Origin of the sequence: Lysinibacillus sp. NPDC058147 (genome assembly GCF_042884205.1) — a bacterium.
Lineage (GTDB): Bacteria > Bacillota > Bacilli > Bacillales_A > Planococcaceae > Lysinibacillus.
Window position 1 is genome coordinate 769,128 of record NZ_JBHVUJ010000001.1, and the last position, 25,946, is coordinate 795,073.

Sequence of the window (25,946 nt, forward strand, 5' to 3'; positions counted from 1 at the left end):
AAACGGACGTATGAAACTTATCTTATCTTCATTCAGTAAAAGACTCTAACCTCTAAATTTGAAGAAATGAATGCGGAGATGGTTCCTTTTCAGTGGGTGTTCAAACGCCTACTGAATGAAGATAAAGCCTCCGGCGGATGTCACGGATTTTAAAAGGAATGAATTGTGCGGACACAATTCAAAATCCGGCCGCAATTACGCCAAGGCGAAATTGATCATGAAAGAAGTGTTTAGTTGAGTCTATATGTAGCGTATGTATTGGTAGGACTTGCGATTGCCATGCCTGTTGGGGCAATTACAGTAGAAATGACAAAGCAAGGACTAAAAAATGGCTTTATGCATGGTTGGGCTGTCGGGCTTGGTGGAATGACAATTGATATTGTATTGGTTTTTGCATTGTATATGGGACTAGCGTCTATTTTAGCAATGCCTATCATTCAAATTCCTATGTGGATTATAGGGGCTGGCTTTTTATTTCTTTTAGGGCTGGATTCTATAAAAAATGCTGATCATGATATAACGCTTGCAGGAGAGAAAGTGACAAAATCATTTTTTGCTTCATATCGTAATGGTTTACTAGTTGCCATTTCACCTGGAAATCTAGTATTTTGGGTAAATGTTTTCGGTGTTGTACTTGCTAAATCATATGGGCAAGGAGAGTCAGCAAACTTTTTAGTGATTGCTGCAGGGGTTCTGAGTGGCATATTGTTGCATGATATTGGCTTGATGACCATTGTTTCAATTACCCGTAAAGCGATGAGTCGTAAGGTTATTAAGTCGCTTACAATGGTAGCGGGTGTATTACTAATTTGCTTTGCCGGATATTTTATTTATGAATTTATACAAGCCATTAAGATTTATATATAAAAAGTGAGATCCTCATATTATCTTAGGGTGACAACCTTCAAACGTATGTAAAGAAATGAGGCTAGGACAGAACTCGTTTATTTTGAAAAATAACAAAAAGAGATAATAACTTTTCTGCTTCACCAAAGTGAATTTCCATCTAAAATCAAAGAAATGTTAGACCGATTATATCTAGGTCTAACATTTTTCTTTTTGTCTCAGCTCATTTTTTATGATTCTGTTCGTAGCGATTGTTGTTTTATCTTGGCTTAATCAACTAATGGGAGTTTAGATGAAAGAGGAAAATATTTCATATATGAAATAAGGCAATACATTGTTAAGATTTGATAGGTAAAGTATTCTATGGAATGAAATTGGAATGGTAGCGGTGGCGTTTCTCCAACAAGTGAGGGCGTTTTTTTAGTGTACTTGAAGAAGAACTTAAACAATGAGGAGTTAAATAAAAGTCACTCTAAAACAAGGAGTATGTGAAAATGAGTATAGCAACCTATATTGGTTTAAATTTTCCAGTAAAACTTAATGAGTATTATACGGAGGATGAAGTTGAAATTGATTATGTTTTCTCGGATGAAGAAGATCGTGATGTAGTTAAACAGAAGCATTTTACTACGCCTTATATTTATGAAATTTATGAGAAAGGTAACCCTATTTGGCAAATGAATGCATATCAAAAGATTCATTCACCACATAACTATGAAAATTCCAAAAAGACTTTTCTCTATTTATGTCACTTACTAAAAGAGTTGCTTCCACAAGGTGATTATTGTGAAGTTTATATTTGTTGGTTGGGTGAAGAAGATGAAGAGCGTGAGGGTGAGTTGAAAATTGATTTAAATAATCCACAGATTGAAGCAATAGATATTTATGAAAAATACTTTATCCGAATAGAAAACTAAAGGTCCAACTCAAAATAAGAATAGTATGTATATAAAAAGAGGATAACCAGCCTCTATAATAGACTAATTATCCTTTATTCCTATTCCGTTATATAATCAGAAGATCGCACTTTTTTATTTATCCCGCATTAACGGGTAGTAATGAAGAAGACCGGTTTCACTATGCTGAAATCTCAGTATTTTCATGGATACAAGCTAAAATTTCTTCTGCTACTTGATGTGCTAAAGAAAGTTCAGAAGTGAAGCCTACACATGAACAATTCATTTCCCCTAAAATATAGCAATCTTCGCCAGCTTCGTTTGTATCAAGCATGAAATCGGCAGTCCATATGAGCGGTAAATCATAATTGCCCAGTAAACTAGTTACGATTGGTAGTTGTCTTAAAAAGTTTTGGACAAGCTCTTCCCAGTCTTCTGGTGCATCATAGCGATATTGCGCACCTGAGAACAGTGTTGCACTAAATGCGTCCTCGGAATCTGCCGGTTTTTTATGTACTACGTTAACTGGTTTATCTCGTAACATAAATAAGCGGATTTCTCCTTCAGTAATACGAGGAAGGAAGCGCATATCAATTAGCATGCCATTTGGACCAGTAATATATTGCTCACAGAACGCCATGAAATCGCTTAGTTTCCAATATTCCACATGATTATCCTTTGCTTCTGTACATTTGATCTCCGCATCAAGTGGCACTTCTGTAATTCCCTTAGCAAGGGGTTCAACCAATTTAACTCGCCATATACCTTCGCCCGTAGATCCACGATTTTGCTTTAGGACGCGTTCAGTAATAGCAAGAGAAGTAGGGAACTGCGCTTTAAATGCTTCAATTGTATAATAAGCAAATGTATCATCAGGCACTAAATTCGTTGAGGATAGCTTTGATAATGCATCTTTAGAACCATAACCAATCATTGCATCAGGGTGTGGCATACCGATGACACCTGCATTACATAGTTCACGCAACATATCGAAGTACTCTTGTTCATGCAGTAAGTTTCCTGGATTAATACGTGATACATAGGCAATACCTTGCTCTTTGACGTAATTAAAAATTTCCTCTTTTTTTGTAACATCAAAGAAAATGACTTCTGCATCCTGTCCACGTTGTTTTAGCGCATTCACCATTGGCATTGTATCTTGCCGATAGCCGTCAGGACCCTTATCTGTGCCGCCATGAACCTCGAAAAAAATAACCTTTTTATCCATAAAAATACCCCCTTGAATGATGATATTTTCAGTATAATAGACAGCCAAGGAAAAAGGATATAAATAATATGTAAATTTTATGTGGAAATTCATAGTTTATTTATTTCGTATAGGGATTAATAACTAATGATTTTGGAATTATCTTAAATTGGTTAAGCCTTCCTTGCTATTCTTTTTCTGAAAAACTGTAAGATATAAAATCATGCAGAGAATAAGCATTGTCCCAATAAACTGAAAACTACCAAAGGCAATTTTTAGCCAAACCACACTTGTAATAACAGCTGTTAGAGGCTCCAGGCTACCAAGTAAACTAGTTTCTTTGGGCGATAAATAGTGCAAACTTGCAATATAAAACCAAAATGCTAGCATTGTCCCAAAAATTACGATAAACAGAAAGTAAGCAATTGTCGAAAAAGCCCAGTCTGTCATATCAATTTGCCATGGTTGATGGAAAAGACTCATCACAATCCCGCCAATAAGCATTGACCAGCCTACAACTAACAATGAGTGAAACTGCTGTAAAAGTGAGACGGCATATAACGTATAAAAAGCAGCCGAAAGACCAGATAAAATCCCCCAAAATACGGCCATCGATGGCACAGATAGTGTAGACAACGAGCCATTTGTTAATAGTAAAAAAGTACCGACAAGTGTTAGAATAACAGCTATTCCATCCTGTCTTGTCAATTGACTGTGCTTCGTTATTAAATAATAGGCCATTATAAAAAGTGGTGCTAAATACTGCAATAATGTCGCAACAGCAGAATTGCCTATTGCAATCGACATCATATACGTATATTGAACTGCCAACATTCCAAGTAAACTAAATAAAATTTGTCTAAAAGCATTTTGCTTTGTCCGCCACATTACAAAAATAGACTCTTTGCGATGTGTAATTTTATAGGCAGTAATGAGTAATAGGCCAGCTAAAAGGAGACGACTAGAAACGAGCCAGCCAACCTCTATATTTTCCTGCTGAAAAAGCTTTTGTGCGACGGTGCCACCAATACCCCAAAAACTTGCCCCTAGAATGACAAGAATAAATCCAAGGGTACGATTTTTCTGTGCTGATTGATTCATCTTAAAACATCTCCTAAACTATCAATATAAAACAATAATAAAGAAGATTAAGCGTAAAAAATATCGATTTATAGGGTTAAAAATATCAATATATTGAGGTGAACTAAGTAGTGGCGTTAACACATATTAAAATTGCGAAGGATTTACAAGAACTAACGTTACATGGGACGAAGGAATTTCCAGTTGCACTGTATGAGACGGTTTTGCGACGAGATAGTCTGGATTTTGTCCCGTTACATTGGCATAAGGAAATTCAATTTGTCTTTGTGAAAAGTGGTCGTGTGGAATACCGAGTAGGGGCAGATGTTATTGTACTTGAGAAGGAAGAGGGGCTATTTGTCAATGCATCGGGTTTACATGAAGCAAAACCTTTTCAAATAGAGCAGGCTATAATTTTCTGTATTAACGTGAACCCATTACTGTTAAGCGGACACGAGGACAGTATTTTTGCAACTAAATATGTACTACCGTATATAACGAGTAATAGACTACCTTATGTAAAACTGTCCGGCCAATTGGCGCAAAAAGTAGAACTCGTGGCGGAATTACTGCAAGAGCAAGCCGTTTTTTATGAGCTAAAGGTATGGAGAGAGCTATTATTCATTTGGGAAATTATTTTGTCACAATCAATGCTAACAGAAGAAATACTGGACCCAGCAATTATTGTCCAGCATGAACGAGCGAAAGATATGCTTGATTATATACATGCTCATTATCAGGAGAAAATATCCTTAGAAAATTTAGCTGCGCATGTTTTTTTAAGCCGTGCAGAATGTAGCCGCTTTTTCAAAAAAATAGTCGGCATGACACCATTCACATATTTACTACACTATCGTCTTCGCAAAAGTATGGAGCTATTACGTGATAGTGAAGAATCTATCACCACAATTGCTACAACAACAGGCTTTAGTACAGTAAGTTACTATATTGAAAAATTTAAGAAATATACAGGATACTCCCCACATGTTTATCGTAAACAATTTTTTGATAAAGGATAGTAGAGCATAACCGTGCGAGGCAAAAGAATTTCCGCAAAAAAGAATCGAATAACCGCGAATGAGAAGTAAGATGTGATAAATTCTTGAAAATTATCGGAATAGACCATACTGTTTATTGCTGGATTTATTGACAATGATAACCATTATAGATAAAGTAAAGTTAATAATAAAGATATCTTTACTATTAACTTTACTTAAGGGATTGATTTAGTGATGACAAAAGATGAAGAACTTTTATTTAAGCTTGTGGAGGAAATAAATGAAGCTATTTATTCGATGGATAGCCATTTCATAAATTTACATCAAAATTTATTGAGTGATGAATTATCCCCTAAACAAATAATTCTATTAGATTTTATTGAAAAAAATAGCCAATTGACGATTGGACAGATTGCAAGTTATATGAATATAACGTCTAGTGCTGTCGGACAGCTAGTTAGTAAACTTGAAGAGCAGCAATATGTAACCCGAAGCATTAATCCAGAAAACCGACGTGAAATATTTGTAAATCTTGATACTTCAGGCATTAAGTATTTTCAACGAGAGGAAGAAATAAAACGATTTATTATTTCTAGATATTATTCTAAGCTCGAATTAAGTGAGGTCGTGCAATTAAAAGAGATAGTTCAAAAGCTCAATCAAATTGTATTAAAGGAAGGAATTATTGATGAAATAAATGATATTCATTTGAAAAAGGGGGAGATTTAATATGGTTGCATTAAAGAAAAAGCAAAATATATGGCTAGCATTTTTGTTACTTGTACTTGCTAGCAATTACACGCTTTATAACACTGGTTTGGGTGTATCGATTTTACCTTCTGAAACAAATGGAGTTGTTATTGGCTCATTAATTGATTTTGTTCTTGTTATGCCTGTTTTATGTCTACTGTATAAAGGAAAGTTTTCTATTAAACAAGCGATTATTTTGGCAGCGGCTGGTTGTATTGCAGCTCGTTTTATTATTCCGGTAGAACATTTGCATCCTTTTGTTGCAGTGACTTGGGCTGGTTTTGCGATTGAAGGTTCGATTATCTTATTCGAAATTGTACTAGTTGCAATGCTTGTTCGTTACATGCCGAGAATTTTAGCGGATGTACGATCAACTACTTTACCAGATTTGTTCTCATTTCCAAAAGCAGTTGAAAAACATGCACCGAAGCATCCTATTATCCAAGTATTTTGCGCAGATTTTGTAGTATTTTACTACGCTTTTGCAAGTTGGAAGAGAAAAGAGCAACCTGGATTAACCTTGCATAAAAACTCGAGCTATATTGCCTTTATCATTATGCTAATCCATGGGACAGTCATTGAAACAATAGGGATTCATTGGTGGCTACATGAGAAATCAATAGTTCTTTCGATTTTATTACTTATTTTAAATGTATACACTGTTCTATTTTTTATAGCAGATATGCAAGCTATTCGTTTAAATCCTGTCCATGTAACTTCTGATAAACTGTATTTGTCTTTAGGATTGATGAAACGAGCAGAAATTCGCTTTGAACAAATTGAAGAGCTTATTGAGGATAAGGAACAGTTAGAAGGAAAATTATCCAAGGATACAATTGATTTTATAGCACGTGATTTTGAAGCGGCATACCCACAGTTTATTTTGAAAATGAAGGAGCCTGTGGAAGTGACTTTCATGCTCGGGCTTAAAAAGCGTTATAACAAAGTAGCCATAAAAGCCGATCGAGCTCAGGAATTTAGAAAAATGCTCCTACAAGGAATGGGAGATAATAGATAATAATAAATAACAGGTGCTAGCAAATTAAGCTGGCACCTGTTTCATTTAGCAAATCAATTACCATTTTATAAGTTGATTGGAGTGGAAATTGGACGTTTCGTGAGCCTTAATTTATAAGACTAAAAAAATACCTAAGATAATAAGGATACACAATAATGGGAGATCTACAAATCCCTTTAGCAATCTACTGCTAGCTGCTTGAATTTGTTCATTGGATACTTTAAAGATTGACCAAATTTTATGCTCGAAAATTTGTTGGATCACCGATTGCATCATCGAGCGTAAAGTAAAATAAAGAATTCCGAGTATGATAATTTTCGCCCACGACGGCACAATTATAGTTAGCCCGATACCCATTGATAAAAAACGCAGATAGCCGAAGAGATACTGTTTTTGGCGAAGCATCGTTTTGCATACTATTTCCTCTATAAAATAATCGGAACGTCGAAACATACGCTTTGAATTTTTCCATAGTAGGCGAGGTTTTTTTAATTTCGGTACTAACTGACTTCGAAGCTCAGGAGCAATCTGGAATAAAAGACTTTGCCATTTATAAAAAGCCGCTTGATCGAGCTCCACTTGCTGATCAAAATATTTAGTGCTATAAACAAAATGTCTATTATAATAGCTTGTGCAATAAACAAGAAGTAGTAGATAAATAAGTGCTGTGATAATAACTGGCACATATAAAAAGCAAACTGTACCGAGAATATACATAAAAATATTACTTACTAGCTGCTGCCATTTATGAAGTTTTAACTGAAGAAGCACGTTAGTAAAATTAGTCGTCAATAGTAGCAGAAGTAAAATAAGTAATTTTAGTATTGTTACATGATGAACGATTATAAAAAAGGGTGCTAATAGAGCAAGGACAGAACTAAGTAAAATTAGGTGTTTGCTTAACGACCAATAAAGACCAGCTTGTTTTAACCGTACCATTTGTTTCCGATTTTGGATTAAAAAAAGACGATCAGCTCGTTGTAAATAAGTACGAATAGTTTCGATTCGTGTAATAAGAAATAACAGTACAATAATGAACATTAACGGAATATGTATGACCCATGATGTACTTATATTTAAGATAAAGTCTTTATAAAGGAAAAAGCCAATGACTAGAGCTGGCACAACAACATATAAGGCGACTGTCCAATCGACGATGCTTGCCAATAGCTTATAATTGTAGGAGCGCTCTAATTTTCTTCGTTGCTGCAATATGTTAGTCATGGTGGTTTTCCTCAAGCAGTGTGTCGAAAATATCAAGAAGAGATGCTTTCTCTTGTTTCACTGTTAAGCGTAACGATTCCAGTGTACCTTGCTGTAAAATTCGCCCATGATCAATCAAGATGAAACGATCACATATTTTTTCTGCCGTATCGAGTGCATGTGTACTCATTAAAATGGCGGCACCTTGTGATTTTAATTCTTCTAATATCGTTAGGAGCTTACGCATTGCTTGTGGATCTAATCCCATAAATGGTTCATCTAAAATATAGGTAGAATGCTTGTCGAGAAAAGCTAAAATAAGCATCACTTTCTGCTGCATACCTTTGGAAAACGTTGTGGGATAATCGTGTAGCTTATGCTCCAAATGGAAAATTTTAAGTAATTCATTTGCACGATTTGTTAAAGAATTCTCTTTACCAGCAACACGCAAATAGAAATCTATATGCTCCCACAATGTAAAATACTCATACAAAATTGGTCTTTCTGGTACGTAGCCGTAAGTTTCTATTGTTACTTGACCATCCATTATGGGTAGGACACCCATCATTGCTTGTAGCGTTGTACTTTTTCCTGCCCCATTGGAACCGATTAATCCAACTAGCTCACCACTGTTTACTTGAAATTGAATGTTTGAAATAATGGCTTCGTTTTCTACATAGCCACCTTTATGTATGTTAATATCTATTGTCATTCACGTCCTCTCTTTATTAATTTACGAATTAAAGTGGGAAATGTTTCAAATTTTAGACTTTCAGAAGAATATAGTTTAGAAGATGAGTTTACTGATGGAGGAATGAGGGAATAGAAGAATCGTCTTTACAATTGCCCACCTACCTAATCTAGGTGAGCAATTGCATTTAATATATCTTCACTTACTGCGTCCCAAAATTGTTGCTGTACAGCATCGCAATACACATACAGCTCTTTATTTTGGACATGCTCATATAGCTCAGATATCGCTTCTTTTTGAAAATGGAGTCGATGATTTAATGCTTCTCGTTCTCCATCAATACAAAACGATTTATACATATCTGCGAGACGTTCAAGCTTTGCTAATTTTTGTTTAGTTCCCTCGTATTGTGCTTGGTGAAATCGCCCTACTGCTGTAGTCATAGAGATCTTTGCTCGATGCTCGGTATTTAACGTTCGCAACTCTTCCTGACGAATAGCCACACGATACCAAAATTCATAGCGAATAGGTAAGTCTTTTAGCTCGTATGTGAGCAAGGATTTTAAAATAAAACTAACATGCTCATAAGTATCAATGATCTTGTCTGCCTCTTTAAAAATACCAAACATACAGCCACCCCCGTTTAGATTAATACTACGAACGAAGAGTAAAACCCTTTAAATTACTTGTGAAATTCAGAAAAGTAATGAAGCAATAAAATTCTCTGGAGATTAATAGAAATATAGCTGAAATACAAGCTTTAAAGTTGATAAAAGGTTAATGTGTTTATAAAAAAATAAATCTTGCTACATTTATTTATATAACAAGACTTTAAAAGTTGAATTATAAAATTAATTTGAGTTTATATTTTGAGGTTTAGTTTTTTTAATTATTCCCACTAATAACAAAATCAATAGTAAACTATTTCCAACAGAATGGGTTACAAAAGAAGCCCATGTTGAATTAGTAAATTGGGCGATCCATGGAGCAATAAGCATGCTAGGAAGCATATTGATAAAATGCCACTTCAAACAAGCATGAACAATCCACGCCCAAAGTAATCCATTTACTACCCAAGCCCAATTCCCGAAAATATCTTGTTGGATAGGAAGGAAAAAGCCTCTCCACATTAGTTCTTCACATAACATAGCAAAAAGGTGTAATGGAATAAATATGGTTAATAATATCCAATTACCATATAGCGTAACACCAAAAAATTTAGATGGAGGTAATTCCATTTTTTTAATGGATTAAATGGAGCCGGAAGATAACTTGGTGGGGCAAGCATTGGAAGTCTCGCAAAAAATTTACCTAAAGGTTCAAGAAATAGGTCAGCGAATATTGTAACAATAATTGCTCCCACAACCCAATACCAATCGTTTTCTGTTAAAGGATTGAAGCGAAACCTTTCCAAAAAATTTTGCCATGTCCATGTATTTCCCTCTAAATGATACAGTAGTAACGATACTGGAAATAAACTCATTACAGGAAACCATAGAAAGAACCAAAAAGCATAAATTAATGGTACACCCTTTTTAATTAATAGCGGTGTTCCATAGTAAACACCATAGTATACTAACGAACCTGTTATGCCGAAAATGAGTAACTGCACCAGATAGGACATTAGAAAACACCTTCTATATAAAGGATATATTTACAAATAATATATAAACATAAATGATTATATTTTTCTATATGTTTTTTGACATAGTCACATCTAATCTGCACTAAGTTTTATGGGAGCAAGAAATATACAGGTGGGACTTAAGTACAATGATGCTTTTATATTTTTATTATTAAGCGAAAAAATGACTTTTTGTTGATATTTTGCTTAAGCGTACTTAATTGCCTATTACTAAAAATTAGTGGTGATATGATATATATAAGATGATTGGAGTGGAGGATGGGCGACTCCTCGGGGATTAGCGGCTCATCGGACGCCCGCAGGAAGCTTTGCTCTGTGCGAAAGCGTAGCGTCAGCAAAGCCGGAACGGAAATCAACCCCACGTTATGGTAATAGGCCTTCTACTTAATAAAAAACCTATGAAAATATACACTAACCAACACTAGCTTTTACCTCATAGTAAGAATCTAGTGTTTTTTGTTGATGCAAAATATTCTTAAGTTATCACAAAATTCCCTTTTTTTTCGCAAGGAAAGGGGCTGTTTTTGAAGAAATATGGAAATAGCATTTACAAAATAAAATTAAATGTGTTAACTTAAAAGTTGTGAATGGTTAACTTAAAAAGAGGGGGAGGTTAACGATGCAACATTTTTGGGTTGTCGGGACAGATACAGATGTTGGTAAGACAGTTATTACTACATTACTGATGCGTCAATTACAAAAGCATGATTTACAAGTCATGCCTTATAAGCCTGTGCAAACTGGCGAAGTTTATGAGAATGGGTACTACTTTTACTATGATACAGCAATGTATGAAAAGTATTCATTACAAAGATTAAAACAAGAAAATTTAAATGGCTATTCGTTTAAGGAAGCAGCATCACCACATTTTGCTGCACAGCTGGAGGGACAGCAAATTGATGTGGAGCATTTATTACAGCAAATTGAGTTGCTACAACAAGCAAATGATGTCGTGATTTGTGAAGGAGCAGGGGGGCTTTTTGTCCCATTGGATACATATGGAGAAAATACTCTTCTTGATGTCATCGTTCAAAGTAAGCTTCCAGTCGTTCTTGTCACACGAACAACTCTAGGAACGATTAACCATACATTGCTTACACTTGAGGCATTACATGCTCGCAATGTTGAGGTTCTTGGCATTGTATTTAATGGCGATACAGGTAGTCAAATGGAACAAGATAATGTGAAAATGATTCTACAATATCATGATTTGCCATATGCGACGATCCCAAAGCTTCAGGATATTTCACATATTATTGACTATTCCATTTCACATACATCTTTGTTTGAAAGGTTGGTCAAATATGAAACAAGCATTAACTGAATTGCAGATGAGAGATTTACAGCATGTTTGGCACCCTTGCTCACAAATGAAGGACTATGAGCAATTTCCTCCTATTGTTATTAAAAAAGGACAAGGTGTATGGCTTTACGATGAAAATAATAATCGCTATTTAGACGCCGTTTCTTCCTGGTGGGTCAATTTATTTGGACATGCGAATCCGCGTATCAGTCAAGCATTAAGCGATCAAGCGTTTACATTAGAACATACGATCTTTGCGAATTTTTCACATGAACCTGCCATTAAGGTGGCAGAGAAACTAGTCTCTTTAACGCCAGACGGTTTAAATAAAGTGTTTTTTGCAGACAACGGCTCGTCAGCAATAGAAGTCGCGCTAAAAATGAGTTTTCAATATCATATGCAAACGGGAAAAACAAAGAAAAAGCGATTTTTAGCTTTAACGGATGCTTATCATGGTGAAACACTTGGTGCCTTATCTGTTGGTGGGGTAGGGCTGTATAATGAAGTGTATCAGCCACTTTTATTGGATACCATACGAGCACAAGGACCGGATTGCTTCCGATGTCCTTTTCAAGAGAATCCTGGAAGCTGTCAAGCCCAATGCATTCAATTTGTTGAAGAAGAGCTTAGTCAGCACCACGAAGAAATTACAGCTATTATTATTGAGCCACTCATACAAGCAGCTGCAGGAATGAAAATGTATCCTCCTCTATATTTGAAGCGATTGCAAGAGCTTTGTACAAAATACGATATTCATTTTATTGCAGATGAAATTGCAGTTGGGTTTGGACGAACAGGTACTTTATTTGCCAGCGAGCAAGCGGGTATTGCTCCAGATTTTATGTGCTTATCTAAAGGTTTAACGGGTGGTTATTTGCCACTATCCGCAGTTTTAACAACTGATGATGTATATAATGCTTTTTATGATGATTACGGTACAATGAAAGCGTTTTTACACTCCCATAGCTATTCTGGTAATACACTTGCTTGCCGCGTAGCCCTTGAAGTTTTGACAATGTTTGAAGAGGAACGTGTAATTGAAACGATACAAAATAAGGGTGAACGTATGCGAAAGCTAGCTATGAAGGCATTTGAAGAGTTGCCATTTGTTGGTGAATATCGACAAGTAGGTCTAGTTGGCGCAATTGAATTAGTTACTAATCGTGAAACAAAGGAGCCACTACCAAGTGAGGAGCGAATCGGTTATCAAATCTATAAACTTGCCTTAGCGAAAGGGTTACTGATTCGTCCTCTCGGCAATATATTATATTTCATGCCTCCATACATCATTTCTGATGATGAAATGCGTTTTATGATTGATACAGCAAAAGAGACGATAATGCAATTTTTTGAGGACAGGGAGGGAGTAGGTTGTTCAAACGACAGTCAGCATTGTCACTTGTGATGATTGCGATGTTTGCTGCTTTAACCGCAATTGGTGCATTTATTAAAATACCTTTACCTGTAGTGCCTTTTACTTTACAAATTGTTTTTGTATTTTTAGCAGGCTGTTTGCTCGGCAGTCGCAATGGATTGCAAAGTCAACTCATCTACATAGGCGTTGGTTTAGTTGGTTTGCCTGTTTTCACACAAGGTGGGGGCATCACCTATGTATTGCAGCCAACATTCGGCTTTCTTATTGGCTTTGCACTGGCGGCTTTTGTAATTGGCTTCATGATTGAAAGAGTAGATACGCCAACGAGAAAACATTTTATCGGTGCAAATATTGTCGGTCTTATTATTATTTATGCGGTAGCAGTTCCGTATTTATATGTATCTTTGAATTTCTGGTTACACATGAAAACGAGCTGGTCACATATTTTCGTAGTTGGCTTTTTAAACAGCATTGTTGCAGATTTTTGCTTAGCGATAGCTTCTGCATTTTTGGCCGAGCGACTTTACAATGTATTTAATTCAGCAAATTCTTTAAAAATTGTAAAAGTAGAAAGGGAGAATGTCTAAATGAATTGGTTACAGTTAGCAGAGGAAGTAATTGCAGGGAAAATCATTAACAATGAGGAGGCTCTTGCTATTTTAAATAGTGATGATGATGAGCTATTAAAGGTGCTAGATGGTGCCTTTGCTATTCGTAAGCATTACTATGGGAAAAAAGTGAAATTAAATATGATTATGAATGCTAAAAGTGGTTATTGCCCAGAGGATTGTGGCTATTGTTCACAGTCATCAAAATCAACAGCACCAATTGAAAAATATCCATTCATTACGAAAGAGGAAATTTTAGCAGGGGCAAAACGAGCATTTGACAATAAGATTGGCACGTATTGTATCGTGGCAAGTGGTCGTGGGCCGACTCGAAAGGATGTCAATGTAGTAAGTGAAGCTGTTACAGAAATTAAAGAGAAGTATGGCTTAAAAGTATGTGCTTGTCTTGGCTTATTAAAAGAAGAACAGGCACAGCAATTAAAAGAAGCGGGGGTGGATCGTTACAATCATAACTTAAATACATCTGAACGACATCACTCCTATATTACTACGTCCCATACGTATGAAGATCGTGTTAATACGGTTGAAATTGCGAAGAAACATGGAATATCACCTTGTTCAGGTGCAATCATTGGTATGAAAGAAACAAAAGAGGATGTCGTGAATATTGCGCGTGCACTTCATCAATTAGACGCGGATTCAATCCCGGTTAACTTCTTAAATGCGATTGATGGCACAAAACTAGAAGGGACGAAGGAGTTAAATCCACGCTATTGTTTAAAGGTTTTAGCGTTGTTCCGTTATATTAACCCGACAAAGGAAATACGTATTTCTGGTGGTCGTGAAGTCAATCTTGGGTCACTTCAGCCACTAGGCTTATATGCAGCAAACAGTATCTTTGTTGGTGATTATTTAACAACTGAAGGACAAGAAGCAAACAGTGACTATCGTATGCTTGAGGATTTAGGCTTTGAAATTGAATTATCGGAAAAGCAAGAAGCAGCATTCTGCTAAATAAAAATTTATCCCGCATTAACGGGCAGTAATGAACTGCCCGTTAATGCGGGATTGGTGAAGACTAATAATCAGTGGCGGATAAAGAAATCCCGCTGATTAAAGTTTCACTTTATGAAATAAAATCTACTACTACTACTTAATTATCATCGAATTGAAAAGCCGTATGTGCGTCGTGGAAAAGGCGTACATACGGCTTTTTCTGATTGACGGATATAAAAACCGTAGATGCGCTCAGGTAGGATAAAGTACTTGGGTTACCAAAAGACTGCTTAGGTCCGTCGAAAACCCACGATTGGCTTATTAGAGATAAAAAGTGACGGAGGATAAAACGAAAAGAACTGTTTTTATACCTCGAAAAATCAGGTTTTCACAAATTGTTCAATGAAAGCGTTTTGAAATTGAACAGTTTGTGAAGGGCTTCACATAAGGCTTTATTTTAAAAAAAATCGGTGTAAAATAAGAATCAAGTAAGGAATTGTTATAAAACAGTTTGAAAAAAGTATCACGGTTTTAAGTGGTTGTTATATTACAAAAACAAATTGGAAGGGAGAATTTATTATGTGGGTTATTACAGTTTTTGATAAAAAGGACGTTCGAATTTTTGAGTATACAAACAAAAATGAGGCAACACAGGCTTTAGCTAAATTCAAGAAAAATGCAGTTTTAACATATACAAAATAATTACAGATTAAAGTAAAGCAACCCTTTTCGACGCTATAGCGCACGAAGAGGGTTGCTTTTTATGTTGTACTGAAAATCCGTGGGGAAAGAACACCCCACGGATTAAGTTTTACTTTATAAAATGCTTCCTAAGCGTTTTATTCCTTCTCGGATGACCTCAGGTGTTGCATTCGTATAATTTAGGCGCATTGTATTAACACCAGTTTTTGATGTGTAGAATGGATCACCAGGAACGAAGGCAACTTTTTGATCCATTGCTTTTTGGAAGATATCTAGTGCCGAAGCGCCATTGTTCATTGTAGCCCAAATGAACATTCCGCCTTCTGGTCGTGTGTAGTCCACATGTGCTGGGAAAAATTCCTCCATCGCATTTAGCATGGCATCTGCTTGATTTTTATATAACTCAATTATTTTCTGAACGTGTTCCATATAATCATTGTTTGCAAGATAATCATAAATGACATATTGAGAGAAAATATTTGTGTGTAGGTCAGTTGCTTGCTTCGCTGTTTCGATATGTTGCATTAATTCTTTATTTTTTGTAATGATAAAGCCAAGACGCATTCCTGGTGTGACTGTTTTAGAGAAAGAACCTAGTAAAATACTATTTTCTAATTTACCAGCACCAATGTATGGTAATGTCTCACCTTGGAAGCGTAATTCTCCGTATGGATCATCCTCGATTAACGCTACATCATCATATTTTGCCATGATTTCGCAAATTTGTTGACGTTTTTCTTTAGAATACGTAAGACCTGTTGGGTTTTGGAAATTTGGAACTGTATACACGAATTTTACATTTGGTTGTTGTAGTGCATTCTCTAACTCTTCTAAGTTTAATCCATCATTTTCAAGTGTTACACCATAGAAGGTTGGCTCACTTAATGTGAAGGCTTGAATGGCACCTAAGTAACCAGGCTCCTCGATGACAATTCCATCACCTTTGTTAATAAGAACTTTCCCAATTAATTCAAGAGCCTGCTGTGATCCAGTTGTAATAAATACATCTTCAGCTTGTACATCTAGTCCGTGCACACGTTGATATTTTGCAGCAATGTACTCACGTAAAGGTGCATACCCTTGTGTAGATGAGTATTGGAATAGACGACTACCATTTTCTGTGATGGCATGGTTCGCAGATGCCTTTAACGCTTCGATTGGGAAAGAGATTGGGTTTGGAAGCCCCCCTGCAAAAGAAATGACATCCTCAGATTCAGTCACTTTCAATATATTTCGGATGAATGAGGACGGGGTATTTAATATCTTTTCTGAAAATTGCATAATTTTTCATTCCTTTTTTCTGATTTTTTAAAAATTATATCATTGCCATCATATGCATACAATATTATCATTGTATGCAAGACAATTAAATATTGTATGCAAAAAATTAGAGAGAAGGAGCTTAGCTTAGAATATGCCAGTTAATTCGTTTGAAGAATATCCAATGAGTTGGAAGCCGGACATTAGTAAAAGTCCTGCTCCATTATATATAGCAATAGCTGAACAGTTGGAACAAGATATCAAGAATGGAAAATTATCACCAGGCACGAAGCTACCTCCTCAACGTGAATTAGCTGATTTTTTAGATGTTAATTTAAGCACGATCACAAGAGCTTTTAAACTTTGTGGCCAGAAGGGGCTTATTTATGCTTCTATCGGTAATGGAACATTCGTTTCATCTGATGCAGCGACAAATAAAATGTTATTACCAACAAATAAATCTTCACAGATGATAGAAATGGGCCCAGTATTACCAGAAAATTATGCTAATGAGGATATTACACGTTATATGAAAAAGATGATGAATGACCCTAACTTTAGCAAATTGTTTCAGTACGGACGACCTGAAGGAAATGCGTGGCAAACAGAGGCAGCAATGAAGCTTTTGGAAAAGGTCAATTTTCAAACGGATCAACCTGTATTGCTTGGAGCGGGGGGACAAAATGCCATTGTTGGAACGTTAGTTGCTCTGTTTCAACCAGGAGATCGAATCGGTACAGATCCCATAACATATGCAGGTATAAAAACAGCTGCAAATATGCTTGGTATCCAACTGGTAGCAATTCAACAAAGAAACGGTGAAATGTCAAGAGAGGGGCTTTTATATGCTTGTAAAAATGAACATATAAAAGGTCTTTATGTTATTCCAGATTTTCATAATCCAACTACCCATACAATGTCGATGGAAACAAGAAAAATGATTGCGGAAGTTGCGAGACAGAAAAATTTAATCGTCATTGAGGATGCGATTTATAGTTTTCTTAAAGATAAACCACTTCCACCAATAGCGTCCTATGCTCCCGAAAAGGTTATATATATTGCCAGTGTATCAAAAACCATTTCACCTGGCTTACGACTATCCTATGTCGTTACACCGCCAGCTCTCCGAAAAAAAATAATGGAAACACTGTATAACATAAATATTTCAGTGTCTCTAATGATGGTGGAGCTTACAGCAAGGATGATTCATGATGGCGTTGCACAAACCATTTTAGAAAAGCACCGGTTATATGCAAAGCAACAAAATGCCCTTGTCAATCAATATTTGGGGGATTATAACATTTTTGGAGAAGAAGAATGCATTTTCAGATGGCTTATACTTCCCGAAAAATTCACCAGTGTTCAGTTTGAATTGCTAGCTTCAAAAGCAGGTGTGCAAGTGTACGCAGCTGAACGTTTTGCCGTAGGAAATGCGAAGCTGGTAAATGCTGTTCGTTTGGCAATCACTGCACCTGAAAATCAGCTTGAACAAGCGCTAATCATTTTGAAGGATTTGCTTGAAAGTGATGGTGATTATACATTTGTTGATTAAACTAACGATACACCTTCAAAGGGAGGTGTATTTTTTTGTACTTTAGAACTGGGGAGTGATAGAAATCTCCGAAGTTAAAAAATGAAAAAATACTCATAAATTTTTAAAAGTTTTAGGATTTGATCATTCCCGACAGAAGACGCTCGATTCAAGGAGGTCACAGCTAATAGTAATGGGAGCTGAATGTCGGTTTGCGATAGCCAAAAACTAAGATATTGTGATAAAATAGAAACAAACGTTCCTCTGTTAAATTGAAACCAATGTTAGTCGATACCATAAAAATTTCGCATCTATCCAAAAAAGAACAGGAAACATTGATTGCTAAAACAATCGGTTGTTCTCGCTTTGTATTCAATCACTTTTGGGCACAATGGAATGAAGCGTACAAAGAAACTTGTAAAGGGTTTCTTCTCAATTAAAGAAAGAGTTAGTATGGTTAAACGAATCAAGTTTAAAAAGAATAGCGTACAATCTCTACAACAAATCCAATTTCGATGTAGAAGCTGCAAGATTGCTTACAAGTTATGATTAAGGGAATATAGAAGGACTGCTAAGAATTCTGAAGATACTTTGGTTAGTAAAATGAGGTGATAAAATATGAATAAAGGAAGAATCATTTTACATATTGACCTTAATTGCTTTTATGCCTCTGTTGAACAAATTTACGATTCCGCATTAAAAGGGAAACCCATAGCAATAGCAGGTGATCCTAAAGAGCGTAGAGGGATTATTATTACATGTAGCTACGAAGCAAGAGCAAGTGGTGTTTATACAACTATGAATGTCGGGGAGGCGCGGCGAAAATGCCCAGAGCTTATTGTACTACCACCTAATTTTGAACGATATCGAGCTGCGTCCAAGTCATTTTTTAATTTGTTAAAAGAGTATAGCGAAATTCTCCAACCAGTTTCAATCGATGAAGGCTATTTGCAACTTCCTATAGTTGATGGTCAAAATGTATTGCAACACGTACAGAACATGCAAGATAGAATCTGGAACGAACTGCAGCTCCCTTGTTCGATAGGCATTGCACCAAATAAATTTTTGGCGAAAATGGCAAGTGATATGAAAAAGCCAATGGGTATTACAATACTTCGTAAGCGGGATGTTCCAACAGTATTGTGGCCGATGGATGTAATTGAGATGCATGGGATTGGCAAAAGTACATCCGAGAAGTTGGGGAAATTAGGTATTCAAACAATTGGAGAGCTAGCCTTAGCGGATGAATATTTATTAAAACAAAACTTTGGCATTAATGGTCTACGTATGAAGCAAAAGGCAAATGGCGAAGATGATAGACCTGTCGATCCTGAAGCAATATACGATACGAAAAGTGTAGGGAATTCAACAACACTTTCTCATGATACAACAGATAGAGATGAATTATTTAAAATAATATCAACACTTTCTGAAAAGGTAGCAGACAGATTAAAGGCAAAGAAACTCGCTGGAGTTACAGTAAGTATCATGATTCGTTCAGCTGACTGGGAGACATGTACACGGAGTAAGTCCATAAATAATGCGATTCATTCAAAAGAGGATATAGTTGAGCATGCCTGGTATCTATTTAATAAGCATTGGGACGAAGAGCCGGTACGATTACTGGGTGTCACCGTATCGAATGTCAGTGATATTAAAGAAACGACACAGCAGCTAACGTTATTTAACTTTGAAGAGCATGTAAAAGATGAACCAATTATTAAACTGGTTGATCAAATTGAGCAAAAGTTTGGAAAAGGAACAATTCTTCGAGGATCAGATATTGCCAAACCAGTCGGGAAATATCAAGCAAATACGAGTTTTAGTAAGGACTTTTGGGACGAACAAAGATAAAAAAGAATAGAGAAATTAGGTTTCTCTTACTCCATATAAAGCTAACGTGTGATTTATTTCAAACAGAAATGATTAATATAAAATCAAAAAGAAAACCGTCATTTCGAAAATAATTAATCGAAATGACGGTTTTCTATAATTCTTTTCTAAAATACCTTTTAGGTGCGTTTTAACTGATCAATGTAGCAATTTTATATGTTCGTAAAATATTCATTTTCCTTTTGTTCATAAGTTTCGCCGCGATTTTTGATTTTTTGTAATACACTGTCTAGAACATTTCGTTCAGATAGAGTTTGATAAAGGACATTTTGTACCTCCGCAGCTTCCTTATTTTCTTCTTGATTACTTAGAAATTCGCTGTAAGTTACCATATATTGATGATAATCTATATTGGAAAGTGTTTTAGCAGCTATCTGATTGTGCTTAGTTAATGCAGAAGTAAAATGTTTACGTGCCTCATCTGGTTGGGCAGATATTATTTTAATTTTCCCTCTAGTATCTGAGTTCTTTGAGAAGTCGAGGAATTGATAATCGAATGCTAATGGTTTAGCAAGAGCGATATGAGCGTGAAGAGCAACAGCATGGTCACTAAGTTTTTCAGTTACCTCACGAAGGATATCGTTCCCTTTTTCAAAGAAACGACTGCCGTCAAATGCAAGGATACGGCCGACTTCTTCAGAGAAATAGTCTTGAGCAAGGAATTCCTGATCGTATCCGGTAGGTGGTAAAACCCGTAGCCTTAACTTGTTAGATACGATGTTATGGCCGTTTATTTGCATCGCTGCTTGAATGTTATAGAATCCTGGGTCATCAATTAACCAGCCATTTTTCCCTACGGAAGTGAAAATGGTTTCGTACAGTGATTCACCAGGCATCATTACCTTGTTCTCTATGTTCCATAAATATTGAACATGAGGTAGTAATCGACGTCCTTGTTTTCCATCTTTTTTAACCATTACGGTCATTCCGTATAAATCGGACAATATATGTTTATTGATTGACTGAGGTTGATTCGAAGTATTTGTTAATTTGATTTCAATAACTGCAGGTTCTAACCATTGGAATATAGATGTTTTACGGTTAACTCTCAATTCAAGATTAAAAGAAGGGTGATTAGAAATGGTCTGCTGTTCAAACCCATGATCAACAGCCCAGTCAGCATTACCCATCTGTATGAAGCGTTCAGGTGCGTGTCGCATAAACAACAGTTCTTGATCACTAAAACGATACTCAAAGTTTTTAAAGAACTCCTTGCCACCAGCTTTACTATCAAAATTGTAAGGATAATTCATAAAGCTTAGAGCCTTTGGTTCTGGAGTAAGTGGGCGGTCTAACGGTTCCCAAGGATGACCTAGGTGTTTTTGCCAAGAGTGCAGGAGATTGAAAGCATGTCCCATCTCATGGCAAGCACACCAAAAACGATATCGCTGTACAAAAGCTTCAGGAGCGGGGTCATCTTTAGGTGAATCGGCAATAAATGAATTATTAAAAATGGCGGTCCCTTGACGATGATTCGGACCTATGCTATCAAACATAATACCGCCCAGACCATGTCCTTCTTCAGCTTCCGAATTTGCAAAGAATGTCCAAAGAGACCATTGGGGCTTATTATCAAAGTGTGACCAATATACTTGCATGGCATCATGCATCTCTTGAGTGTTCCACTTTTTATCAGTCCCTGTATAATCTTTGGAAACAATATTATTACCGTCTGATATTTTTACATCAAACCCAGTGCGTTTGAAAACTTCTGAAATTGACAAAGTTTCATCCGGCAAAGATGCTGGCTTGTCTGGATGAGTGTGAGTTTGATAGGTAGTAACTGGTGTTGTGCCTTCTTCGGCATCGAATTCAAACTCCACAGGATGGAAGTAAGGAGATTGAAACTGGAACGTGCTAGTTTTATCTGTCTCCCCTCCAATCAGAAATACGACTTCTGCAGTATGTTGTTCAGGCAATGAACCGCGTATTACCTGTATTTTTACATTTGTATAAGGAAATGATTGTAGTTCGTCTAGGTATTTATTTCGAATATTGCCTGTCCAAGTATCTGGACCATTAGCTGTTAACTTAGCAATCCAATGAATAGTGGAAGACTGGCTTGAAAAAATAGTCCCGCTTGCTACCATTTGTGAGAAGTATCCGTCTACGTCGAGGCGAAATTCCTCACGGATTTCCTGTTCACTCCATACATATAAGCCACTAATTGGTGCGAGGGGAAATTCTCCTAAACTGGAAGGGCTAATGGCTTTTACTAATTCTTTTGGTTCGTTCATTTTGTTTTGATCCATCTGTAATACCTCCATGTTTATTATTTTTTGTCTTTCTTCCTCAATCCCAAGAGCAACAATGCTTCATTAAAAAATGCAAAATGTGTTTCAAGTATTATATATGCAGCAGTAACTCTAAATATGACACAATACACACTAAAAAAGTAAAATAAATGCAATGCGTAAAAATATCAGAATAAACTTTTATTTCCCGAGAAATACAAGAATGAAGAAAGAAGATGTGGTAATGCATTATAAGGAGTAAGGTGATCTACACTAAGTATAATGAATACTATTTGGCGACGAATTATTTTACTAAGTTTTTGCTGATATATGCAAGGTTTGCAGTACCCTAATAAAGTAATAAGGTTAACTTCAGTAAAATAAGGTATATTATATTTGTTGAATAGATTCTCTTTAAAGACAAGAAAAGTAGGTGAACAAAATGGGGAAATATCAATTGGATACTAAAGGTAAGGTAGCTGTGACAAAGTATCATGAAAAACACAAGCCCGCCAAATTTGATAAAAAGCAGCAACTTGAAAAAATACGTGCTGAGTATTTAAAAAAGAAGCAAGAACAAACAGATAAATAATTTGAATGAAAACATAGGAAGTCTAAAATTTTATTAAAAGTCAAGTTATTAGCTGAAACTATTTTAAATAGTGAATTCTTATTTAATGTCACACATTATATGTATAGAAATTAAAAGGATAGAAGAGCTTAATTAAATTCGCTCTATCTACTTTTTTACCACAGATGCCCCTATTTACTACAATAATTAAATCAATCTAATGTTGCAGTAATTTAAAAGGAGCTTATATCAATTATTAAATGTACATTAAAGCCTATTTCTTGAACTTCTAAGAATAAAAGATATAGGTTGTTTTCTAAAAGATTGTTGCTATTCAACTAACGGTGCAAGTTAGTTCAACAATGATGTTTAACTTGTGTTCAACAATCGGGTCATATTATTGAGTAACAAACATGAAATTAACTCCACTCATTTATTTTTCAAAGTGAGTGGTTTTTTTATAACATTTGACTGAATTATGTTCAGTGATGTACTATTGAATTAGATTCAGTCGTAAAGAATACAGTAGGAGATGGACTATGAAGAGAATATCAAAAGAACCAGATGTAAGACGCCAAGAGTTAATGGATATTGGTTTCGAGTTATATATGAAAGGTGGAGTAAAAGGATTTAGCATAAAAGATGTCGTTAATTGCGCGGGAGTAGCAACGGGATTATTTTATTACTACTTTAAATCCAAAGAAGGGTTCGTTGATGAGATCTTAAATGATTTTATTGTAAAAAACATGGAGGAAATTCAACAAATACTTAATTCTGATAAATTGACCGTTATGCAAAAGATGACAGAATCCTTAGAGACATTTTGGGCATTTGTTGAAAAACTAGCGCCATATAAAAACGTGGATTCGTTTCAAACAGAACAACATTTTCAGCTCGAGCAGAAAGTATTCATGCAAATGCAACCACTAATACAACAGGTGATTGAAGATGGAGTAAGAACGAGGATTTTCAATATCGATAATCCAATTTTAGCCTCTGGATTTATTTTATACGGACTCAGTAGCATTGCTCATTCAAAGAAATTAGACCTGAATAATCAAATTAAGAAAGAAATGATTAATTTGGTGTTAACCACACTAAAATACAATCAGAAAGAAGACATCTTAAAATAACTGAATCAGGTCAGAGGAGAATTTATATGAAAATTTATATTGACGGAAAAGACATTACAAAAGATCAATTGACACAATGGAAAAGAGAACGTGTTAAAAAAGTTTTTAAAATATTAGGTTATAAAAGTGCTGAAATAAATAATCCGGATAGGATGATTGATAAGCTAACCGATTTTAAAATGGACTACTCTTATCAAGAAATGTATAACAAATTGGAATCTAAATTGAAATTAAGTGAAATGATGATGCGTATGGCGGTTGCTTTATCCAGAAATAAAAGGAAATTTTCTTGGACAGAAATCTATTTCGACGGAATTACAGCTGAAGAAGCAATAAAGGGCATAGATAATCTTATGTTAATTCAATCAGATGAAAATAATCGGGTGAATTTATCGGCTTGTCCTGATCACTATGCATTAAGACCATTGGGAGAAAAAGAACTTGAAGTAATTGAGACGACTGGAAACTCTCCTTTACCAGCTCAGTTTTTTATTGTTTTCGATGATGAAACAGGGTTACAAACGCCTAGAGATCATTCTTATGAATATCAATCAGTAGGTGTTGCTCGTTTGAAAGATGGCACAGTTATCGGAGGAGTTCGCCACCAAATTAAAGACACTAAAATGGGGATAAAAGTTAAGCTCTCCGTTGAATTTCCTGCACTTAGTCCCACAAGTCTTATTAAATCGCATCAAATGCATTTAGCGTGTGAATTTTCTTATTGGCTACAGTGGATAAAAGGTCAAAAAAATAATAACGACAGAGCATCCTTGAATTAAAGATATAAACAATACAGTTGTTTTAATTTTCTTTTTAAGTTGTAGATAGACAATACCTTAGTGAAGTAGGCTAAATAGGTTCAGTGTGCTTGAGCACAAGAGCTTTGAGAAGGGCTTCAGCCTTAGATAAAAAAGACTTTAGTCGTGGACATTCATGACAAAATCCACCTACTTTAGCAGGTGGTAATTTAAAGCACTCTCATCTTAACTGATGTTAAAGTGAGAATGCTTATTTTTATTTATTATGCATTATCTACCGAATATTTTTACTTGAACGCCATTATTTAAATCACATTAATCATTGAAAATGCTTGTCATTTTCTCTGCAACCTCTTCGGTAATCGCAAGAAATCGTTTGGAAATTGATGTCATGTAACGATCCTTAAGTGTAATTATATTAAGTTTTGTTTGTAACACTGGATTTGCTAGTGGTCTAAGTATCGGTAAATCAGGAGAATTAAGTAGCTTGAAACAGCTAGGTACAAAACAAATTCCTGCGCCTTTCATTACCATCATAAGTGTTGGTAATGTTTCTGTCCCCCAGTAAACGACATTAGGCGTAAATCCACTTTTTTGACATGCCTCGATCACATCATCAGCAACACCTGATCCATAAGATGTTGTATTTAAAAGAAATCGTTCGTTTTTCAAGTCTGCAATATCAATAGAATCTTTTTCACATAGATGATGGTTGGGTGGAAGAGCTAAAAGTAAAGGTTCTGTTAGTAGTGTTAAAGTATGGATGTCCTCCGCTCTCACTGAAGTTCGGACAATTCCAATATCTATTTTATGACTTCTTAGTTCTTCTAAAATATATGATGTGTTACCCTCGCGAACATGTGTAACTATGTTAGGAGTTTCCTTTTGAATTTTTTTTAAGACATTTGGCAAAATAAATAGATTTGCCGAAGTAGTACAACCCAATTTCACAGTACCTCTAATTCCTTCATGAAACTCGACTAATTTCTTCTCCGTATTCTCAGATAAATCAAGTAATTCTTTTCCTTTTTCATATAAAAATACTCCACTTGGTGTTAATTCAAGTGATCTACCTAAACGATTAAACAAAGTGACATTTAATTCTTGTTCAAATTTTCTAATTAAAATACTTAAGGGGGGTTGAGTCATTTGCAGTGCAGTAGCAGCTTTTGTAATGCTACCTTCCTCAACTACTGTAATAAAACAATGTAAACGATGAAGGTTCATTTTGATAACTCCTCCTTTTAGTATTCATAAAATATATGGAAGTCATATAAATATTATAAT

The 25,946-nt window shown here is 35.6% G+C and carries 25 protein-coding genes and 1 pseudogene; 16 read left to right on the forward strand and 10 right to left on the reverse strand.

The genetic code is table 11. The features are described from left to right. Window positions 1-234 precede the first annotated feature (234 nt). A complete protein-coding gene (locus ACFVT8_RS03740) occupies window positions 235-867 on the forward strand; it encodes a LysE family transporter (RefSeq protein ID WP_387081897.1) in 633 nt (210 codons plus the stop codon). Window positions 868-1,340: 473 nt separating this feature from the next. Next, window positions 1,341-1,763 (forward strand): hypothetical protein, encoded by a 423-nt coding sequence (locus ACFVT8_RS03745; RefSeq protein WP_387081896.1) that lies wholly within the window; start codon window positions 1,341-1,343, stop codon window positions 1,761-1,763. A 160-nt stretch (window positions 1,764-1,923) separates the two neighbouring features. Here the strand turns inward: ACFVT8_RS03745 and ACFVT8_RS03750 are convergent, their stop codons facing one another. Then, on the reverse strand, window positions 1,924-2,970 hold the full coding sequence (locus ACFVT8_RS03750; protein WP_387081895.1) for a Cj0069 family protein: 1,047 nt from the start codon (window positions 2,968-2,970) through the stop codon (window positions 1,924-1,926). Window positions 2,971-3,108: 138 nt separating this feature from the next. Further along, on the reverse strand, window positions 3,109-4,050 hold the full coding sequence (locus tag ACFVT8_RS03755; protein ID WP_387081894.1) for a DMT family transporter: 942 nt from the start codon (window positions 4,048-4,050) through the stop codon (window positions 3,109-3,111). Between the two features lie 110 nt (window positions 4,051-4,160). Between ACFVT8_RS03755 and ACFVT8_RS03760 the strand changes: the two genes are divergently transcribed. The 3 genes from ACFVT8_RS03760 to ACFVT8_RS03770 all read left to right on the forward strand — a co-directional run bounded on the left by ACFVT8_RS03760 (window position 4,161) and on the right by ACFVT8_RS03770 (window position 6,795). Beyond that, the gene (locus ACFVT8_RS03760) at window positions 4,161-5,048 is read left to right on the forward strand and encodes an AraC family transcriptional regulator (RefSeq protein ID WP_387081893.1); all 888 of its coding nucleotides are present in this window, start codon (window positions 4,161-4,163) and stop codon (window positions 5,046-5,048) included. 213 nt (window positions 5,049-5,261) lie between these two features. Further along, a complete protein-coding gene (locus ACFVT8_RS03765; protein WP_387081892.1) occupies window positions 5,262-5,756 on the forward strand; it encodes a MarR family winged helix-turn-helix transcriptional regulator in 495 nt (164 codons plus the stop codon). A gap of 1 nt (window position 5,757) precedes the next feature. Next, entirely contained in the window at window positions 5,758-6,795 is a 1,038-nt protein-coding gene (locus ACFVT8_RS03770; protein ID WP_387081891.1) for a beta-carotene 15,15'-monooxygenase, read from the forward strand. A 111-nt stretch (window positions 6,796-6,906) separates the two neighbouring features. On the opposite strand, the gene ACFVT8_RS03775 is transcribed toward ACFVT8_RS03770, so the two are convergent. From ACFVT8_RS03775 to ACFVT8_RS03795, 5 genes are all read right to left on the reverse strand, one after another. Further along, a complete protein-coding gene (locus tag ACFVT8_RS03775; protein ID WP_387081890.1) occupies window positions 6,907-8,019 on the reverse strand; it encodes an ABC transporter permease in 1,113 nt (370 codons plus the stop codon). Next, window positions 8,012-8,710: an ABC transporter ATP-binding protein gene (locus ACFVT8_RS03780; RefSeq protein ID WP_387081889.1), complete on the reverse strand. Its 699-nt coding sequence runs from the start codon at window positions 8,708-8,710 to the stop codon at window positions 8,012-8,014. The genes ACFVT8_RS03775 and ACFVT8_RS03780 overlap by 8 nt, the downstream gene beginning before the upstream one ends. Window positions 8,711-8,853: 143 nt before the next feature. Continuing rightward, a complete protein-coding gene (locus tag ACFVT8_RS03785; RefSeq protein ID WP_387081888.1) occupies window positions 8,854-9,318 on the reverse strand; it encodes a hypothetical protein in 465 nt (154 codons plus the stop codon). Window positions 9,319-9,540: 222 nt separating this feature from the next. Then, window positions 9,541-9,819: a CPBP family glutamic-type intramembrane protease gene (locus ACFVT8_RS03790; protein WP_387081887.1), complete on the reverse strand. Its 279-nt coding sequence runs from the start codon at window positions 9,817-9,819 to the stop codon at window positions 9,541-9,543. 47 nt (window positions 9,820-9,866) lie between these two features. Then, entirely contained in the window at window positions 9,867-10,313 is a 447-nt protein-coding gene (locus tag ACFVT8_RS03795; RefSeq protein ID WP_387081886.1) for a hypothetical protein, read from the reverse strand. Window positions 10,314-10,953: 640 nt separating this feature from the next. On the opposite strand from ACFVT8_RS03795, the gene bioD reads away from it, so the two are divergent. The 5 genes from bioD to ACFVT8_RS03820 all read left to right on the forward strand — a co-directional run bounded on the left by bioD (window position 10,954) and on the right by ACFVT8_RS03820 (window position 15,279). Beyond that, the gene (gene bioD / locus ACFVT8_RS03800; protein WP_387081885.1) at window positions 10,954-11,658 is read left to right on the forward strand and encodes a dethiobiotin synthase; all 705 of its coding nucleotides are present in this window, start codon (window positions 10,954-10,956) and stop codon (window positions 11,656-11,658) included. Then, entirely contained in the window at window positions 11,639-13,042 is a 1,404-nt protein-coding gene (gene bioA, locus ACFVT8_RS03805; protein WP_387081884.1) for an adenosylmethionine--8-amino-7-oxononanoate transaminase, read from the forward strand. The genes bioD and bioA overlap by 20 nt, the downstream gene beginning before the upstream one ends. Further along, window positions 13,042-13,599 (forward strand): biotin transporter BioY, encoded by a 558-nt coding sequence (locus tag ACFVT8_RS03810; protein WP_387082540.1) that lies wholly within the window; start codon window positions 13,042-13,044, stop codon window positions 13,597-13,599. The genes bioA and ACFVT8_RS03810 overlap by 1 nt, the downstream gene beginning before the upstream one ends. After that, window positions 13,600-14,595 (forward strand): biotin synthase BioB, encoded by a 996-nt coding sequence (bioB, locus tag ACFVT8_RS03815; RefSeq protein WP_387081883.1) that lies wholly within the window; start codon window positions 13,600-13,602, stop codon window positions 14,593-14,595. A gap of 561 nt (window positions 14,596-15,156) precedes the next feature. Continuing rightward, on the forward strand, window positions 15,157-15,279 hold the full coding sequence (locus tag ACFVT8_RS03820) for a hypothetical protein (protein ID WP_277815945.1): 123 nt from the start codon (window positions 15,157-15,159) through the stop codon (window positions 15,277-15,279). Between the two features lie 114 nt (window positions 15,280-15,393). Here the strand turns inward: ACFVT8_RS03820 and ACFVT8_RS03825 are convergent, their stop codons facing one another. After that, window positions 15,394-16,560 (reverse strand): aminotransferase-like domain-containing protein, encoded by a 1,167-nt coding sequence (locus tag ACFVT8_RS03825; protein WP_387081882.1) that lies wholly within the window; start codon window positions 16,558-16,560, stop codon window positions 15,394-15,396. Window positions 16,561-16,693: 133 nt separating this feature from the next. Here ACFVT8_RS03825 and ACFVT8_RS03830 point away from each other — a divergent pair, with 133 nt between their 5' ends. The 3 genes and pseudogenes from ACFVT8_RS03830 to ACFVT8_RS03840 all read left to right on the forward strand — a co-directional run bounded on the left by ACFVT8_RS03830 (window position 16,694) and on the right by ACFVT8_RS03840 (window position 19,924). After that, window positions 16,694-18,091, forward strand: coding sequence for an aminotransferase-like domain-containing protein (locus ACFVT8_RS03830; RefSeq protein ID WP_387081881.1), 1,398 nt, complete (start codon window positions 16,694-16,696; stop codon window positions 18,089-18,091). Between the two features lie 288 nt (window positions 18,092-18,379). Continuing rightward, a pseudogene (locus tag ACFVT8_RS03835) lies at window positions 18,380-18,557 on the forward strand (helix-turn-helix domain-containing protein); the annotation flags it as partial. Between the two features lie 131 nt (window positions 18,558-18,688). After that, entirely contained in the window at window positions 18,689-19,924 is a 1,236-nt protein-coding gene (locus ACFVT8_RS03840; RefSeq protein WP_387081880.1) for a DNA polymerase IV, read from the forward strand. Window positions 19,925-20,115: 191 nt separating this feature from the next. Here the strand turns inward: ACFVT8_RS03840 and ACFVT8_RS03845 are convergent, their stop codons facing one another. Continuing rightward, a complete protein-coding gene (locus ACFVT8_RS03845) occupies window positions 20,116-22,215 on the reverse strand; it encodes a hypothetical protein (protein ID WP_387081879.1) in 2,100 nt (699 codons plus the stop codon). A 424-nt stretch (window positions 22,216-22,639) separates the two neighbouring features. On the opposite strand from ACFVT8_RS03845, the gene ACFVT8_RS03850 reads away from it, so the two are divergent. The 3 genes from ACFVT8_RS03850 (at window position 22,640) to ACFVT8_RS03860 (ending at window position 24,680) form a co-directional block, all read left to right on the forward strand. Continuing rightward, window positions 22,640-22,789, forward strand: coding sequence for a hypothetical protein (locus ACFVT8_RS03850; protein ID WP_053594876.1), 150 nt, complete (start codon window positions 22,640-22,642; stop codon window positions 22,787-22,789). Between the two features lie 518 nt (window positions 22,790-23,307). Beyond that, complete coding sequence (locus ACFVT8_RS03855; RefSeq protein WP_387081878.1) at window positions 23,308-23,901, forward strand: TetR/AcrR family transcriptional regulator; 594 nt, start codon at window positions 23,308-23,310, stop codon at window positions 23,899-23,901. A gap of 26 nt (window positions 23,902-23,927) precedes the next feature. Next, window positions 23,928-24,680 carry a hypothetical protein gene (locus ACFVT8_RS03860; protein WP_387081877.1) on the forward strand — a complete coding sequence of 251 codons (753 nt, stop codon included), beginning with the start codon at window positions 23,928-23,930 and terminating at the stop codon, window positions 24,678-24,680. Window positions 24,681-24,974: 294 nt separating this feature from the next. Here the strand turns inward: ACFVT8_RS03860 and ACFVT8_RS03865 are convergent, their stop codons facing one another. Then, entirely contained in the window at window positions 24,975-25,886 is a 912-nt protein-coding gene (locus tag ACFVT8_RS03865; protein ID WP_387081876.1) for a LysR family transcriptional regulator, read from the reverse strand. Between the last annotated feature and the right edge of the window lie 60 nt (window positions 25,887-25,946).

Bases quoted from the DNA above. Each gene is read 5' to 3' on its own strand.
- ACFVT8_RS03745 (WP_387081896.1), top strand. From the start codon at position 1,341: ATGAGTATAGCAACCTATATTGGTTTAAATTTTCCAGTAAAACTTAAT.
- ACFVT8_RS03750 (WP_387081895.1), bottom strand. From the start codon at position 2,970: ATGGATAAAAAGGTTATTTTTTTCGAGGTTCATGGCGGCACAGATAAG.
- ACFVT8_RS03755 (WP_387081894.1), bottom strand. From the start codon at position 4,050: ATGAATCAATCAGCACAGAAAAATCGTACCCTTGGATTTATTCTTGTC.
- ACFVT8_RS03765 (WP_387081892.1), top strand. From the start codon at position 5,262: ATGACAAAAGATGAAGAACTTTTATTTAAGCTTGTGGAGGAAATAAAT.
- ACFVT8_RS03770 (WP_387081891.1), top strand. From the start codon at position 5,758: ATGGTTGCATTAAAGAAAAAGCAAAATATATGGCTAGCATTTTTGTTA.
- ACFVT8_RS03775 (WP_387081890.1), bottom strand. From the start codon at position 8,019: ATGACTAACATATTGCAGCAACGAAGAAAATTAGAGCGCTCCTACAAT.
- ACFVT8_RS03780 (WP_387081889.1), bottom strand. From the start codon at position 8,710: ATGACAATAGATATTAACATACATAAAGGTGGCTATGTAGAAAACGAA.
- ACFVT8_RS03785 (WP_387081888.1), bottom strand. From the start codon at position 9,318: ATGTTTGGTATTTTTAAAGAGGCAGACAAGATCATTGATACTTATGAG.
- ACFVT8_RS03790 (WP_387081887.1), bottom strand. From the start codon at position 9,819: ATGTGGAGAGGCTTTTTCCTTCCTATCCAACAAGATATTTTCGGGAAT.
- ACFVT8_RS03795 (WP_387081886.1), bottom strand. From the start codon at position 10,313: ATGTCCTATCTGGTGCAGTTACTCATTTTCGGCATAACAGGTTCGTTA.
- bioD (WP_387081885.1), top strand. From the start codon at position 10,954: ATGCAACATTTTTGGGTTGTCGGGACAGATACAGATGTTGGTAAGACA.
- bioA (WP_387081884.1), top strand. From the start codon at position 11,639: ATGAAACAAGCATTAACTGAATTGCAGATGAGAGATTTACAGCATGTT.
- ACFVT8_RS03810 (WP_387082540.1), top strand. From the start codon at position 13,042: ATGATTGCGATGTTTGCTGCTTTAACCGCAATTGGTGCATTTATTAAA.
- bioB (WP_387081883.1), top strand. From the start codon at position 13,600: ATGAATTGGTTACAGTTAGCAGAGGAAGTAATTGCAGGGAAAATCATT.
- ACFVT8_RS03820 (WP_277815945.1), top strand. From the start codon at position 15,157: ATGTGGGTTATTACAGTTTTTGATAAAAAGGACGTTCGAATTTTTGAG.
- ACFVT8_RS03825 (WP_387081882.1), bottom strand. From the start codon at position 16,560: ATGCAATTTTCAGAAAAGATATTAAATACCCCGTCCTCATTCATCCGA.
- ACFVT8_RS03830 (WP_387081881.1), top strand. From the start codon at position 16,694: ATGCCAGTTAATTCGTTTGAAGAATATCCAATGAGTTGGAAGCCGGAC.
- ACFVT8_RS03840 (WP_387081880.1), top strand. From the start codon at position 18,689: ATGAATAAAGGAAGAATCATTTTACATATTGACCTTAATTGCTTTTAT.
- ACFVT8_RS03845 (WP_387081879.1), bottom strand. From the start codon at position 22,215: ATGGATCAAAACAAAATGAACGAACCAAAAGAATTAGTAAAAGCCATT.
- ACFVT8_RS03850 (WP_053594876.1), top strand. From the start codon at position 22,640: ATGGGGAAATATCAATTGGATACTAAAGGTAAGGTAGCTGTGACAAAG.
- ACFVT8_RS03855 (WP_387081878.1), top strand. From the start codon at position 23,308: ATGAAGAGAATATCAAAAGAACCAGATGTAAGACGCCAAGAGTTAATG.
- ACFVT8_RS03860 (WP_387081877.1), top strand. From the start codon at position 23,928: ATGAAAATTTATATTGACGGAAAAGACATTACAAAAGATCAATTGACA.
- ACFVT8_RS03865 (WP_387081876.1), bottom strand. From the start codon at position 25,886: ATGAACCTTCATCGTTTACATTGTTTTATTACAGTAGTTGAGGAAGGT.